At 51.5% G+C, this 14,962-nt stretch carries 10 protein-coding genes; 2 read left to right on the top strand and 8 right to left on the bottom strand.

The genetic code is table 11. The annotated features are described in order from the left end of the window. Positions 1–148: 148 nt before the first annotated feature. Entirely contained in the window at positions 149–1,351 is a 1,203-nt protein-coding gene (locus EDC54_RS02555) for a pyridoxal phosphate-dependent aminotransferase (protein ID WP_132452916.1), read from the top strand. Between the two features lie 238 nt (positions 1,352–1,589). Here the strand turns inward: EDC54_RS02555 and EDC54_RS02550 are convergent, their stop codons facing one another. From EDC54_RS02550 to EDC54_RS02535, 4 genes are read right to left on the bottom strand one after another with little or no spacing between them, the layout of a single operon-like run. Further along, the gene (locus tag EDC54_RS02550) at positions 1,590–2,360 is read right to left on the bottom strand and encodes a 5-oxoprolinase subunit PxpA (protein ID WP_132452914.1); all 771 of its coding nucleotides are present in this window, start codon (positions 2,358–2,360) and stop codon (positions 1,590–1,592) included. A gap of 10 nt (positions 2,361–2,370) precedes the next feature. Then, entirely contained in the window at positions 2,371–3,357 is a 987-nt protein-coding gene (locus EDC54_RS02545) for a 5-oxoprolinase subunit C family protein (RefSeq protein ID WP_132452912.1), read from the bottom strand. Then, on the bottom strand, positions 3,354–4,061 hold the full coding sequence (gene pxpB, locus EDC54_RS02540; RefSeq protein WP_132452910.1) for a 5-oxoprolinase subunit PxpB: 708 nt from the start codon (positions 4,059–4,061) through the stop codon (positions 3,354–3,356). The genes EDC54_RS02545 and pxpB overlap by 4 nt, the downstream gene beginning before the upstream one ends. A gap of 2 nt (positions 4,062–4,063) precedes the next feature. Then, on the bottom strand, positions 4,064–4,903 hold the full coding sequence (locus tag EDC54_RS02535) for an ABC transporter substrate-binding protein (protein WP_132452908.1): 840 nt from the start codon (positions 4,901–4,903) through the stop codon (positions 4,064–4,066). A gap of 295 nt (positions 4,904–5,198) precedes the next feature. Between EDC54_RS02535 and EDC54_RS02530 the strand changes: the two genes are divergently transcribed. After that, positions 5,199–6,119, top strand: coding sequence for a DMT family transporter (locus EDC54_RS02530; RefSeq protein ID WP_132452907.1), 921 nt, complete (start codon positions 5,199–5,201; stop codon positions 6,117–6,119). Between the two features lie 294 nt (positions 6,120–6,413). Here EDC54_RS02530 and EDC54_RS02525 read toward each other — a convergent pair whose 3' ends face one another. The 4 genes from EDC54_RS02525 to EDC54_RS02510 all read right to left on the bottom strand — a co-directional run bounded on the left by EDC54_RS02525 (position 6,414) and on the right by EDC54_RS02510 (position 14,774). After that, the gene (locus tag EDC54_RS02525; protein WP_132452905.1) at positions 6,414–11,987 is read right to left on the bottom strand and encodes a DUF3320 domain-containing protein; all 5,574 of its coding nucleotides are present in this window, start codon (positions 11,985–11,987) and stop codon (positions 6,414–6,416) included. Between the two features lie 368 nt (positions 11,988–12,355). Beyond that, a complete protein-coding gene (locus EDC54_RS02520) occupies positions 12,356–12,751 on the bottom strand; it encodes a YidB family protein (RefSeq protein WP_132452903.1) in 396 nt (131 codons plus the stop codon). A gap of 59 nt (positions 12,752–12,810) precedes the next feature. After that, on the bottom strand, positions 12,811–13,260 hold the full coding sequence (lysM, locus tag EDC54_RS02515) for a peptidoglycan-binding protein LysM (protein WP_132452901.1): 450 nt from the start codon (positions 13,258–13,260) through the stop codon (positions 12,811–12,813). A gap of 119 nt (positions 13,261–13,379) precedes the next feature. Next, the gene (locus tag EDC54_RS02510) at positions 13,380–14,774 is read right to left on the bottom strand and encodes a purine-cytosine permease family protein (RefSeq protein WP_132452899.1); all 1,395 of its coding nucleotides are present in this window, start codon (positions 14,772–14,774) and stop codon (positions 13,380–13,382) included. Between the last annotated feature and the right edge of the window lie 188 nt (positions 14,775–14,962).

The raw sequence follows: 14,962 nt of genomic DNA, 5'->3' as shown, positions 1-14,962 counted from the left end.
TATGTCCCCACAACAAAGCGCTATTAGCCCCTCGCCTTTTTCCCGCTCTATGCTGGTTGGCGTGTATTGACCCCCTCTCGCCGCACGCGGCGGATCGTTCTGCGCCGCGTGCGGGTGTGCTGACCTTGTAACCAGGAACCGCTGCCCCATGCCTGATATCGCCGACCGCCTCAAACATGTTACCGTCTCCGCCTCCGTCGTCATGACGCAAAAAGCGCGCGATCTCGCCGCGCAGGGAATCGACGTCGTCGGTCTCTCGACCGGCGAACCGGACTTTCCCACGCCGCCCCATGTGATCGATGCCGCCTACGCCGCGGCGTGCGCCGGAGATACCCGCTACCCGCCGACAGACGGCACCCCCGCGCTGCGCGCCGCTATTCAGCGGAAGTTTCTGCGCGATAACGAACTGCGCTACGACATCAGCCAGATCCTGACCGCCGGCGGCGCCCGACAAATTATCTTCAACGCCATGATGGCGACGATTAATCCCGGCGACGAAGTGGTCATCCCCGAACCCTCGTGGATTAGTTACGCCGATATTGTTCGTTTCGCCGGCGGGACGCCGGTTCCGGTGAGCTGCCACGAAGAGCACGGCTTTAAACCGCTGCCGCAGGCTGTCGAAGCGGTGATTACCCCGAAAACCAAATGGCTGCTGCTGAATTATCCCAGCAATCCGACCGGATCCGTCGCGACCCATGCCGAGCTTCAGGCGCTGGGTGAGATGCTCCTGCGCCATCCACAGCTCTGGATCATGACCGATGATATTTATGAGCATCTGCTGTACGACGGCGTGAAATTCTGGACGCTGGCACAGGTGGAGCCGCGGCTGTACGATCGCGTGTTGACGGTGAACGGCGTCTCAAAAGCCTACTCGATGACCGGCTGGCGGCTGGGTTTTTGCGGCGGCCCGTCCGCGCTCATTCAGGCCATGAGCAACGTTAATACGCAAAACAGCGGCGGCATCGCGACGCTGTCGCAGGCCGGCGCCATCGCCGCCCTTGACGGCCCGCAGGATCTGCTGGCTGAGCGGGCGGAAATCTATCGCCAGCGCCGCGATTACGTTCTCGGCCGCCTTGCCGAAATTCCCGGCCTGCGTTGCCATAAGCCGCAGGGCGCTTTCTATCTGTTCGTTAACATCGCGGAGTTTATCGGTAAGACCAGCGCCGGCGGGCATTTCATCAGCAATGACGCCGATTTCGTGATGGCGCTGATCGAAGAGCAGCATGTGGTGACGGTACAGGGTGCGGCCTACGGCATGAGCCCCTATATCCGCCTCTCTTACGCCACCAGCATGGCGCGACTGCAAACCGGCTGCGATCGGCTCGCCGCCTTCTGCGCCGGTTGCCGTTAAGCGTCAGTGCGCAGGTTTCGCGCACTCACCCCTCTGAAATGCCTGCCGTATAACCGGCAGGCATTTTTTTATCCGCACACAGACGCATGCGCCCGGTCTTCGGGATTGACCAACGCATGACGCCACAATACGCAAAGGCGTCGCGGACGGGGGCGGGAAGGATAAGGGAAGTCGGAAATGCACAGGGAGAGCAGACGGGGATCGGGGCGCGGTTTCGCGCCCCTCGCGATAGGTTAATTTACTGCGCCAGCACCTCCGTCGCCGACGCCACCGTCGCCCCGCAGGCTTCAATCTCGCTGCGTACCCGCGCCGCCAGCGCCAGCGAACCCGGAGTGTCGCTATGCACCAGAATCGAACGCGCACGCACCGGCAATGTATTGCCGTGAAAGGTCGTTACCGTCCCCTGTTGCAGAAACTGGCGCACTCTGGCGCGTACCGCCGCCTCCTCCTGGATCAGCGAACCGGCAATGCCGCGCGGCACCAGCTGTCCGTCATCGTCGTAGGCCCTGTCGGCCAGAAACAGCGTCAGCGTCGGCAACGCCGCCGCCTGCGCCGCCCGTTCGATAATGGTGTCCGGCTGACAGAAGATAATCAGCCGCGGATCGATCCGGGCAACCGCCTGCATCACCTGTAGCGCCAGCGCGTCGTCACGGTTAATCCGGTTCCCCATCGCCGCATGAAAGCTCAGGTGGGCAACATGGGTTCCCTCGGCGCGAGCAATGGCGGAGAGCGCGCCAAGCTGATAAATCACCTGCTGGACGATCTCCTCGTCAGAGAACGCCATCTCTTTGCGCCCGAATCCTTGCCGATCCGGCAGACCGGGGTGAGCGCCGATGCCCACGCCGCGCGCCTTCGCCAGCCGCACCATCCGGGTTATGATTGCCGGATCCCCCGCGTGGAAACCGCAGGCAATGTTGGCGGAAGAGACAATATTCATCAGCGCCGCATCATCACAGAGTTGATAAACGCCAAAACCTTCTCCCATATCGGAGTTCACATCAATTTTCATGCTGAGTTCCTTATAACGCGACAACGCTGGTCAACGGCGCGATGCTGGCGCGCAGACGCTGCAACCAGCGTTCAATCGCCTGTCGCACCGCGATGGCGGTATGCGTATCGCACTGTACCAGTTGAATGGATTGACCTGCCTGCAACTGGCCCAGGCGCCAGAGGTCTTCTTCAATCACGCAGGCGATTTTGGGATACCCTCCCGCCGTGTTGGCATCGCTCAGTTGGATAATCGGTTCGCCGGCCGGCGGAACCTGAACGATGCCGGGGAGCAGGCCGTAGGAGCGCAGTTCAACCGTTTCGGCGGGTTGGATGGGGTCCCCCGTCAGACGATAGCCGGTACGGTTGCTGTGCAGCGAGATCTTCCACGTCTGGCGCCAGAAGCGCGGCGCGTCGGCGGCAAACAGCGGGTACTCGCCGGCGGGGATCGCGCGGATCTGCACGTCGCCCTGCGCATTACAGGGGAAAAAAGCGTTTAAGGCGATTTCCGGCGGCACGATGCCGATCCCCGACGCCGGAAGCGACGCGCCCTGCCACGCCCCGCAGGGCAGTACATCGCCGCGCTGCAATGGCCGTCCTTCTAATCCGCCGAAGCCGCCACGCAGGGCGGTGCTGCGCGACCCCAGCACCAGCGGGACATCAATGCCCCCGGCCACGCATAAATAACCGCGCGCGCCGCGACGGGGAAAGCGCAGTTCGAGCACCTGACTTTTGCGCACCGCGCAGCCCCACCAGGCAGGTAGATCGACGCCGTCGAGCCTCGCCCGGCAATCGGCGCCGGTGAGCGCAATGTGGGTGTCCGCCAAAAAACGCACGCGGAAAGGGAACATCTGTACTTCGATTGCCGCCGCGTTTTCCTCGTTTCCCAACAGCGTGTTGCCGGCGCGCAGCGCCAGCGGATCCATCACGCCGCTCACTGAGACGCCAAGGTGACGCCACGCCGGGCGGCCTAAATCCTGGATCGTATTTAGCGATGCGCTTTGCTCAATCTCAATCACAGTTCAACCCTCTCAGGCAGAAAACGAATGATATCGCCCGGCGCCATCAGTGCGGGCATGGCGGCATAAGGATTGAACACCTCAATTTCCGCGTAACCGATGGCATTCCAGCCGTTCGGCCCGGTCAGCACCGAGACACCCGCCTGCGGCCCACCGATGGTGACCGTTCCTTTGAGCATATTCAGCGACGGGACTTTTTTACGCGGCGTCGCCAAACGCGGATCCAGACCGTGTAAATAACCGAACCCCGGCGCGCTGCCGAGCGCAACCACGGTGTACCGCCCCTGCGAATGACGACGAACGACCTCCCGGGCGGAAAAACCGGTGTGGCGACAAACCGCGTCCAGATCGGTGGCGTGTTCCCCGCCGTAGCACACCGGGATATCAATCTGCCGCCCCTGAACATCGAGCGCCTGTGCCTCCAGCCAGCTGGCGTGCAGGCGGCGTTCCACCGCCATCGGCTCCTCCGGCGTATCGCGTAGCAACACCAGTAAATTCGTCACGCCGGGGATCAAGGACGCCACCTCCGGCCACTGCGTCAGACTCTGCGCCAGCGACCAGATGCGCCGCTGTGTCGGAAGGTCGAAAGCGCCGGGCGCTTCGATCAGCCAGGCCCGGCTGCCCATCATGGAGATCCGCGCCGGGGCGTCAGCGTGAACCTCCACGCGGCGCTCCGGTAACAAGGCTTTTGATGTCGGCGTCATACTTATTCCAGCGGTTCGAACTTGAGACTGGATAACGGCTGCACCCGTTCTTCGCGGACCATTTTGTACTCGGTATCCGGCCCAATCCAGGTATCCCAGATCTTGTCGATCGTCCCGTCGTTATCCATTATCTTCAGGCTTTCGTTGACGCTGGCCAGCAGTTGCGGTTCGCCCAGCTTCATCCCCACACCGATAGGCTCAAGCGCCATCGGTTCCTTAATCATCGCCAGATTGATGCCATCCTTTTTCGCCTGACCGATCATTTTAATACCGGTCATGGTGTTGGTGACGAAGCCCACCGCTTTATTCTGCTCAAGGGCCAGGAAAGCCGAAGCCGCATCCTGAAACGTGACCGGCTTGCCGCCCTTCAGCACGATGGATTGTTCCGAGGTGGTGCCCTTAGTGGCGCTGATGCGCTTACCTTTGAAATCGTCGAGGGTTTTATCGGCGTTCGCCTCTTTAACCAGCAGCATCTCTTTCGCGACGTAATAGGGATCGCTGAACTGGATCTGGCGGCCACGCGTTTTGGTGTAGGCAAGGTTGGCAATCAGCACGTCGGCGCGCCCGGTAGCGATGACGGCGATTCGCGCCTCTACGGAGGTCGGAACCAGACGCGCCTTGACGCCCATCTGTTTACCCAGCGCATGACAGAGATCGACGTCCATCCCGACCAGTTGGCGAGTTTGCGGATCCGGGGCAGAAAACGGCGGCACGTCGGAATAGACCGCGCACTTCAGCTCACCGCGCGCATGAATATCCGCCAGCATGTCGGCGCACGCGACGCCGGACACCGATGCCAGCGTCAGAGCCAGTGCTAAACTCGCATTTCGCTTCAGTTTCATTCTTGTTTCCCCTCGGTCTGGATAAAAGAATACCGACGCCCGGTAAGAGGTTATCCGTTGCGCCAGTATGACTAACCACTTATTGCGACTATATCGGCATTGTTAACGCGCTGGGTAAGAGGGAAACGCTGTCGGGTGATAGGGGATTTATATGACGGCCCCAGCGGGGAAATAAGCAAAAATTATCCTGACAGAACAAAATTATCTTATCCCCCCAGCCGCCGTTCCCTCTACTGTAACGCCATGAGCCACATCCACGCCGCGCCCTCCGCAACCGTTAAGCAAAGGTAGTCACATGAATGCCCGACTTGGGATTTATCTAAAAATACTCTCCGCGCTGTGCGCGACGTTAATGCTGGCCTGCGTCAAAGGATTGCAGGGCGCGATCCCGACCGGTGAAGTGATTTTTTTCCGCTCCTTTATCGCCATGATCCCCCTGCTCATCTGGTTAAAAATTCAAGGCAACGTGCTAGCGAGCATTAAAACCAAAAATCTTTTCGGTCATTTGATTCGCGGCCTTTCCGGTACCGGCGGAATGTATTTCAACTATCTGGCGCTGGTGTCGATTTCTCTCGCCGACGCCACCGCCCTGAGTTACGCCGCGCCGCTATTCACCGTTATCATGGCGGCCTTGCTGTTAAAAGAGCGGGTGCGTTTTTCCCGCTGGCTGGGGGTGATTGTCGGCTTTTCCGGCATCTTGTTTATGCTCTCCGCCAGCTTAACCGCCAGCGGCTCCCTGTTCGCCGGCGGCCAGCTTCAATCCGGGATGGCCCTCGGCGTCGTATTCGCTCTGCTGGCCGCGCTCTGCACCGCGACCTCCAACATTCAGATCCGTTTTCTCAACGGCCTTGAAAAACCCGGCGCTATCGTCTTTTATTTCTCGCTGATGACCACCCTGATTGGTCTGGCAACCAGCCTGTTCGGCTGGGCTCGGCCAACGCCGGGCCAGATTCTGTTACTGGTAGGCTGCGGTTTCTTCGGCGGCATGGCGCAAATTCTGGTGACGCTAAGCCTGCGCTTTACCGACGCCTCGCTGCTGGCGCCGTTTGATTACACCACGCTGGTCTGGTCGATGCTGATTGGCTACCTGTTCTTAAATAGCCTGCCCGGTTCGTCAACGCTGATAGGCGCGGGGATTGTGGCGTTGGCGGGGATCTTCACCCTGTGGTGCGACCAGCGGCAGCGGCGGACGCCTGTCGTGCGCGCCTCGTCCTGATTAATAATTAATATACGAGTCGTTTAATGATAATTTTCGAGTCAAGCGTCTAAACATCTGTTTCCGGCCACTGGAAGTGGCGCAGGAAAAGATTGAGTTCGGGTAACAGGATGACTGCCCATAATCAAAAAACGGAAATTTATCACTTTATTTTTAATAATTAACTTCAAAGGTTATTTCTAAGTCACTTTAACTGACTTAGAAATATCTACGAAACATGTGGCGATTCAAAACCATCTAATACTTTCAGTAAAGGATGGACTCAAAATATACTTTGAGTCCATCCTAAAAAAATTACTCTGTAATGGTTTCTTTATTCTCAACGATTAGTGTATCTTCTTTTAGAAGAATACCTTTAAAGAGAAGTTGTTCAATTACATCTGTAATTACTTTACGTAAAGCTCCACTTGTTGCTTTAAATCCAAGACATCTGGAAATAGACATCACTATTTCCTCTTCCGTGGCTCCAAAATTATTTTTCACAACGTCGATAATCCCCACAGCTATTTCCTGAGGAGGCAACATCTCAGATTTACGTAATCCCGATGATTGAACATTCTGTCGATTCCGCAAAATAATTTTTGACTTTTGATGTATTAAAAATTGACCATCCTGAAGAATGTCACCTTTATTACATACCAGATTAATGGCCCTGTTAACAATGGCCTCAATTCTAGCTCCAGCACGTTGTAATCCCCAGGCAGTTCGTAATCTGGTTATAACCTCGCTCACATGTACCGGAGACTCCACCTCAACAACCTGTTCAACCATTTCGCTGAGAATGCCCAAAGGAGTTTCATGTAATTCGTAACCCATATTAACGGATGGGGTCGCCTCCACATAGATATTCTCCGATTCGTTTGAATTATCTGAATCGACAAGCCCTATTTCAACAACTGGTCCCCTATCGACAGTAACAATCTCAACAGGTACTGCTCGCGCCCTCTGTCGTAATTGTTCCGTCCTTTCTGACAACTCTTTTTTAGCGGATGCTATAGCCTGAAGCGTGCGCTCTAGCTGTTCTTCAGGACGATGGAACCAGTCAGTGCTCCAGATTCGATGGATAATCCACCCATGATCTTCCAGTACAGCCTGACGCAGACGATCACGTTCGCGAGCTGAGCGCGATGAGTGGTAAGCACGGCCATCACACTCAATACCAATTAAATATCGTCCCGGCATATCTGGGTCAGCGATAGCTAAATCGATAAAGAATCCGGCAATACCTACCTGAGGATGGACTTGATAGCCAGCTTTCTGAAGCGCATCAGCGATTTGTTCTTCAAACACGCTATCCATTTCTCTTTCTGTACGCTGAGCCATCGATATTCGTCCCGTGCGTGCATATTGCAGGAAGAGTTTGAAGGCAAATACGCCTTTACCTTTTGCTCGTTCCAAATCGATATCTTCATCCGTAATGGAAGCGTAAACGTCACATCGACGCTTAGCTCGACTGATAAGGACATTCAACCGTCGTTCACCGCCCTCCGCACCTAAAGGACCAAAACGCATTGCAATATACCCTTGCGCATTTCTGGCATATCCAACAGAAATCATAATCACATCACGTTCATCACCCTGCACGTTCTCCAGGTTTTTAACGAAGAAAGGTTCACTCGGATGAGCACTAAAGAACTCTTCCAGATCAGGGTTCAGGCGTCGTAATAGCTCAAGTTCATCCTGAATAGCCTTACGCTGAGAAACAGAAAATGTTGCAACACCCAGCGATTGTTCAGGATATTTACGGGCATGTTCCATAATTGCTTTAGCAATAGCCTTAGCTTCGACAGTATTCGTTCCCTTACCGCCTGATTCAAACACACCATCAGGAATGTAATGGAATTGCAGCCCCATACCTGCTTCCTGAGTGTAAGGACTCGGTACGATAAAAAGTTTATTTTCATAGAACTGGCTATTTGATACCGCAATTAATGATTGATGGCGGCTGCGATAGTGCCACCTCAACATACGCTGAGATAAACCTCTGGCAACAAATAAGCCCAGAACACTCTCTATATCAGAGACCTGAGATACTTCATCATCATCGTTATCAGCCGATTCTGTCATTTTTGCGAAGAATCGTGTTGGAGGAAGCTGTCGTTCATCACCAACAACAACAACCTGATTGCAGCGAGCAATCGCGCCGATAGCATCAACTGGCTGTATCTGACTCGCTTCATCCATGACAAGAAGATCGAATTTTTGTTTTCCGGGGATAAGGAATTGGGCTACCGATAGCGGACTCATCATCATTACCGGCTTCAATGCCTGAATAGCCACGCCAGCCTTTAGCATTAGCTGACGAATCGGCAAATGACCTCTTTTTTTCACCATTTCAGAACGTAGAACCCCAACAGGACCCACGCCTCCGTTCCTGGCGGGGATTTGCCTATGGTGGGCACGGACAACTTCAAGGCTTGCTGCTTTAATGCGTTTAAGATCAAGCTCTGCAAATCCCCTGACCTGACGAGAGTGAAGCTCGCCATCAAAACGAACTAAATCAGGTTCTTCATGAGCCATAATTTTAAGTAACGACTCAAAATAGGTGCGCTCTACGGCTGAAATAGCAGAATCCAGCGCAAGCCCCCCACTAGCCAGTTTCTCTACTACCTCAGATAACCCATATTTTCTAGCCTGAGTTATGCGATGCTGATAAGCAACCCATTTAGAGAGTTGTTCTGAATTCGTAATCCATGCTTTAAGTTTCTCTCGTGCAGTCGATATCTTTAATTTTTCAGATGCTGAACCGAAAAGATTTTCTATAGTTCCTCTTAACTCTTCTGCAATTTTTTCAAGCTCAGTCATAATCTGTTGGCTGAATAGATATGTTTCTCGTGCATGTTGAGCCGTTTCTTGTCTATTTACCTGTTTTGCAGCTACAAAACGCAATGCACTATTTTCTTCCAGCCATGCATAAGCCTGCTCCAGATAATCCCAGTCAGATAACAACACTTTCCAACGTTCATCAAAAGCATTTTTAGCGAGCTGGTCCCGTGCACGTATTTCTGCAATGAGTTTCTGTAGATCGATCATACGCATAATTAGTTGGATACGCTCATTGATTTGAGCGGGGGGGACAACCATTACACGAGCGCATTGCTCATCTATATTAATAAGCTGTTGAATTTTTTCTTCAATGAATATGAGTGATACACGGGTTATAGATACCTGATTGGAAAAATGCTCCTCAGGTGAAAAACCAAACGCATTCCATAGTGCGTCTAACTGTACCCGAACCTGCAGCAACAGCTGATTCAGTTGCTGCGCACGAAGCTTAACGCCTTCACGATCGATAAGCCGGCTGGCTAATAATCTGGCTTCAGTCCCCACTCCGCGTAGCGTTCTCATCCATTCAACTAATGCCATTAAAGAAGAACTATCGCTTTTTTCACCGCGCCAATCGCTACCAAAAGCAGATTGGCCAAAGTCATTGCCTTCCTGGATTTTTTTCCTCTCTGCTTGCGCCTTAATTAACTCATCCAGCAACACCAATTGCTGGTCAACAGACATAGAACGATCGCTCAGTAAAGAACCAACAAGAGCCTTTGCTTTTCTCCAGTTTCCGCTAAGGTAACGGAAGACGCCAGTATGGCTCGCCAAAAGATTTCGGGCTTCCAGAACATCTGTATCCCAGGCTACCTGATTGATTTTAGAATCAATTGATCCACTAATCGATTTGAAAGAAGCAATTGACTGAACAAGTTCAGCTGCTCTCTCTACTCCATGATCCCATACTGATGCAATAAATGCATCGGGACTGGCGTTAGGGGCCGCTGCAATTCTTTCACCCAAAGCAATGAGACGTTCTATTTCCTGAACGGTGTAATATCCTTCCTGAGTACCAACTTTTTCATGTAAGCGGGCTGCATCGAGCCGTAATTTAGCTAAGGGTTTTGCCAGAGAATAAGCAGCGGTAAAACCGCTTACTTGGAAATCCCTAGGAAGAGTTGCCAGCGCCTCTTCAAGTTCCGTTACTGGCGTTTCAATTTCTTCGGAGATGATGTCCTTTTCAAGATCTAACCGGGTTCGCTGATATTCATTACCAGATTCAATAAGTCTCTTAATTTCGGACGCTTCATCGAGCCAGACAGTTGAAGTAAGAGCTTTCTCTGATAAGTCAGGTGATTTATTAATACATTCCGCAACTTCGACTAATTTATTAATTGAAGAGAATATATCTGGTACAGGAGTCACCTCAAGTTTGCCCGACAGACAGTCAATATCAGTAGTGAGACGGTCAACATCGTCTTCAAGCTGTTGCAAACGTGGGAGTAATTTTTCCACATCCATTGGTAAAATCTGTTCAAGACCAACACCACTCCACGGATGCCGATCTGGCACGCCAATATCCCGAATTCTCTCAACGATCTCTTTTACGAGATCAAGACGTTTCTCAAGATCATTGGCATTCCAATTTTCAAAATTTTTGAGACTAAAATCTGTAGGAGCTTGGCCTGACTGACGTAATCGGACTAGATGTCCCATAACCTGATAGGGAGTAAAAGAGGAAGGATGATATATTTTGTGCAGCCTTGCTGGGTGGGCATTAAGCCTATCCCTAGCATCCGTTAAATTTTCAACTAAGGTTTCTGGAAATTCTCCCCTTGGAGAACCCAGCTCCCAGACCCTTTTTAATTCCTCCAGGAAGACTTTTTTATTTGCCTTATTACTGTGTAACTCTAAACATGCATCCCCCACACCAGCATGGTCGAGACGACGTTTAACCACTTCTAGAGCAGCCATTTTTTCCGCGACAAACAAGACCGTTTTACCGTCAGCCACAGCAGAAGCAATAATGTTTGCAATCGTCTGAGATTTACCTGTACCCGGAGTCCCTTGAATAATAAGGTTCTTTCCTTGACGAACATCGTGGATAGCAAGAGTTTGGGAGGTGTCACTATCCATAATATGGAGCATATCTTTCGGAAGAATGAAAGGATCTATCGGCGCATCATCCGAGAGTCTTTCATCTTTTTCATTAAATCCATCAACCATAAGAGACTGTATAAGAGGTTGATCTGTAATATTGTCGTCCTCAGGCCAGTTTTCCGGGTCTAAATCCCGGTACATTAGGAATTTAGCGAAGGAAAAAAAACCCAAAGTAATATCGTTTTCCTTAACCCCCCAGTCAGGTTTTATCTGCACAGCCTGAGAAACTTCATCAATATATCTAGAAAGATCTAACTCCTCATCCGTATTGATCTTAGGCAATAAGATTTCATGCGTTCGTTGGAGATAAGACTCCAGTGAAAGATTTTCAATAATTTCATCTTGTCTCGCACGCAGTTTAAATCTTTCACCAACGTTTCCACGTTCAAGAGAGACTGGAATAAGGATCAAAGGCGCATATCTGATGTTTTCTTTATTATTAGGATCAATCCATTTTAAGGTTCCTAATGTCAGATAAAGTATATTTACTCCCTGTTCTTCTTCTAACGTTCTCGAATCATGATAAAGATCCAATAATCTTTTCTGCAAACCTTGCGGCGTTAACCTTGTTTGCAATTTTGTATCCTGATGCTCAGCTCGGATGGCACTTGGCTCAACATCGTCATCAAAAATGAGTAATCTCTCATCTACGTCAACATCATCCGACCCGGTTTCCATCTCCTCATCATCAACTAATTCCCCTTTTCTGCCTGCACGTCCCGGAAGAAAAGTAAGCGCTTTTCCTTCTTTAACGAGCAGACGATAGACCTCAGTAGACCTTTCATCAATGATTTCTAAAAGTTTGGCAGTCTTAGACCGAGGTATATTGAGGAGTTTATTGCGCGCAGATAAGTCAAGAAGCTCCATGCGAGCTCGTTCTAATTTTTGTTGAAGAGAAAGATTATTATTCTTAAATAGTGAATTATCGTTATCATTCATGGCTGGGATTCCATAGGTTCCTTGAGATCATCATTGCATACCCAGTCTATGATGTAACAAAGGTATTCAACGTCAGAATTCAAGTAGCTTAGCCATTTTTTTAGGATTTTTCTAATCGATTTCAATGATATTCAGAGATAATAAATCCCTATTCTGACCTGCTCCCCGCTATCAGCAATCTGCAGGTCCCCATCAAAAGATAGAATCCCTTGATTATCTGGAAAACACTGTTAAAAAGCCTCATCAACGTTGATGAGGCTTTTTACTCTCAGCTATTTGCCGGAGACGTCACCGATGATTTTGTCTATCTCACCCGCTGAGCCGCCAGCGAATATTTACCTGCGCCGGGTTTAAGACGCTATCCGCGTTTACCCGAAAAATTTACCTTTGAGCAGGTTAATTCCCTCCGACAGCAGATCCTGTTGCGCAGGCGCTTCGCCGTCGGGTGATAAGGCATCCACAATGCCGGGCAAATATTGCGAGAGCAATGACGATGCCGTCTGCGGATCGATCCCCAGCTTAGTGCCGAGCTCCTGTAGTGCCGTCATACCAAACAGGGAAAGCACCTGATCGCTTGAAACCGGTATGTTGCTCTCCTTACTAAGCCAAGACGCCACAATTTCGCCCAGACCGCCGCTGCGGAACTTTTCGATGATCCCCTGAATACCGCCTTGTTGCTGTATCCAGCCCATTATCGCCTGAAGTTGTTCCGATTTACCCGCCTGCCCGCCAAGCGCGCCACTGAGTTGATCGAGTAATCCCATTGCTAACTCCCTACCTAAAATCGCTGTCTGATTGGTCAATAAATGCCGGTTATCACGTCTTACTTGTTCGGAATAATAAGCACTTGCCCCGGATAGATCTTGTCGGGATGCTGCAACATCGGTTTATTGGCTTCAAAAATTCGCTGATAATCATTTGCCGAACCGTACTCGCTTTTGGCAATGGCGCTGAGGGTGTCGCCGGGTTTTACCGTATAGTAACGGCTCTCTGTCCCGCTTTGCGTCACCGTCACATTATCGTTAACCTGAGCAATCCCGGTCACATTACCGACCGCAACAATAATTTTTTCTTTCTCTTCCTGCGAGCCAACGTCTCCCGCTACCGTCGCGGTTCCATCTTCCGCAACCGTAATATTGACTTTATCTGCGCCGGGCAGATTAAGGCCGTCAATATGCTTTTTCAGCTTATCGGCCTGATCTTCGTGACCGCCGCCTGAGACGGCATCCCAAATTTTTTCACCCGCTTCTTTCACAAAGTTTAATAAGCCCATCGGTCCCTTCCTCCATCATTGAAAATAACGATGAATAACGATCATCATTCCTGATAATCATAGTCTATAAATCGCGAATGGTGAGGGCGCCAGTTAACCGCGCCGTTGGTCTATCCGTTTTACTGAACGCGTTGCTGCTCGCCGGTCGCGGTTAACGGGCGCTGGAGCTTATTATTCACTAACAAATAGGAAACGCCGGTGACAATCATGCTGATGCCCCAGGAAATATCGGCGCCGGGAACGACATGGGCGTAAGGGCCGGTGAAAAAGGCATTTTCAACGAACGGGATCTGTATCAGCACGCCGCCGAAATAGATGAATAAGGCAGGCTTGTTGACCAGCCCGTAGCGACCGCCGTCGGCGCTGAAAATCGAGTCGATATCATAGTTCTGTTTCTTCACAACATAGAAATCAAGCAGATTGATGACACACCAGGGAATAAGCACGCCAATCAGCGCCCAGATGAGGTTGAGGAAAAAGGATACGAAGTTCGCTGCCGCCGCGACAGAGACCCAAATGCCCCCAACCAGCACAATTGCGGAGACAATGACCCTGACTTTTGCCCCCGGCAACCACGCCGGTCGAAAAGTCTGAACGGCGGTCAGGAGCGATAAGACCGTGCCATAAAGATTCATGGAGTTATGGCAAATAATATTCAGCAAAAAAAGCACCATCAACGTCGGGCCGAGGAAACCGCTGGCCTGACGCACAGCAGCCATTGCCTCAATCTCTCCGCCAACCCTATTCACCGCAATAACGCCGAACAGAAAGGCCAGAATCGTACCGCTGCATGCGCCCAGCCAGGTACAAATAAACGGCCTGAAGACCCCGACCTCCGCGGGAAGGTAACGAGAGTAGTCCGATGTATAGGGTGAAAAACTAATTTGCCACACGGCGCAGATAGAAAACGTCGCAAACCAGCCATTCAGGCTGAAAGATCCGCGCTGCCAGAAATCAGCGGGCAACGGCTGAGAAAACATGACGTACAGGCCGGCCACCAGCGCCCCGCCCATAACCCATGCACCGATCTTGTTAATACGGTGAATAAAGCGGTAGCCGATAATGCCAATGAGTGTCGCGGCAAACGCGCCAATAATCGTCGCGTGAGTGAGCGGTATTTCAGGCAGGACATTATTTATCACGTTACCGGAAAGCGTGATATTGGAAATAAAAAATCCCAGATAGATAACGGTGGTGAATGCAATAACCAGCAGCGACCCGTAGCGACCAAATTGGGCCCGGCTCTGCACCATCTGCGGGATGCCGATTCTGGGCCCCTGCGCGGACGTTAACGCCAGAAATAATCCGCCGAAGAGATGGCCAGCGATGATGGCGGTGAACGCTGAAGCGATATTCAGATGAAATGTCTGAGTGGAGATGGCCCCGGTCACGACAGCCAGCGGCGCAATATTGGTACAAAACCACAAGGTGAATAAGCTGCGCGATTTGCCATGGCGTTCATTTTCCGGCACATAATCCACCGATTTATCTTCAATCACGATTTTTTGCGACATGTTATCTCTCCTCCACGACAGGGAAGCATCTATTTTTTATATGTAGGGTTAGCGTTATTGCCTGCCGTTAACCTTCCCGGTTACGACACAAACTGGCTTGATGGGATAACCCATGACGCCGGAAACGACACCGGCAATCAGGGGCTATCTCTGTCGGCAACGCCTGCCATAGCGTTGCCTTGTAACGC

Source organism: Samsonia erythrinae (assembly GCF_004342665.1).
Classification (GTDB): Bacteria; Pseudomonadota; Gammaproteobacteria; order Enterobacterales; family Enterobacteriaceae; genus Samsonia; species Samsonia erythrinae.
This window is presented reverse-complemented; position numbering and strand designations above follow the sequence as displayed.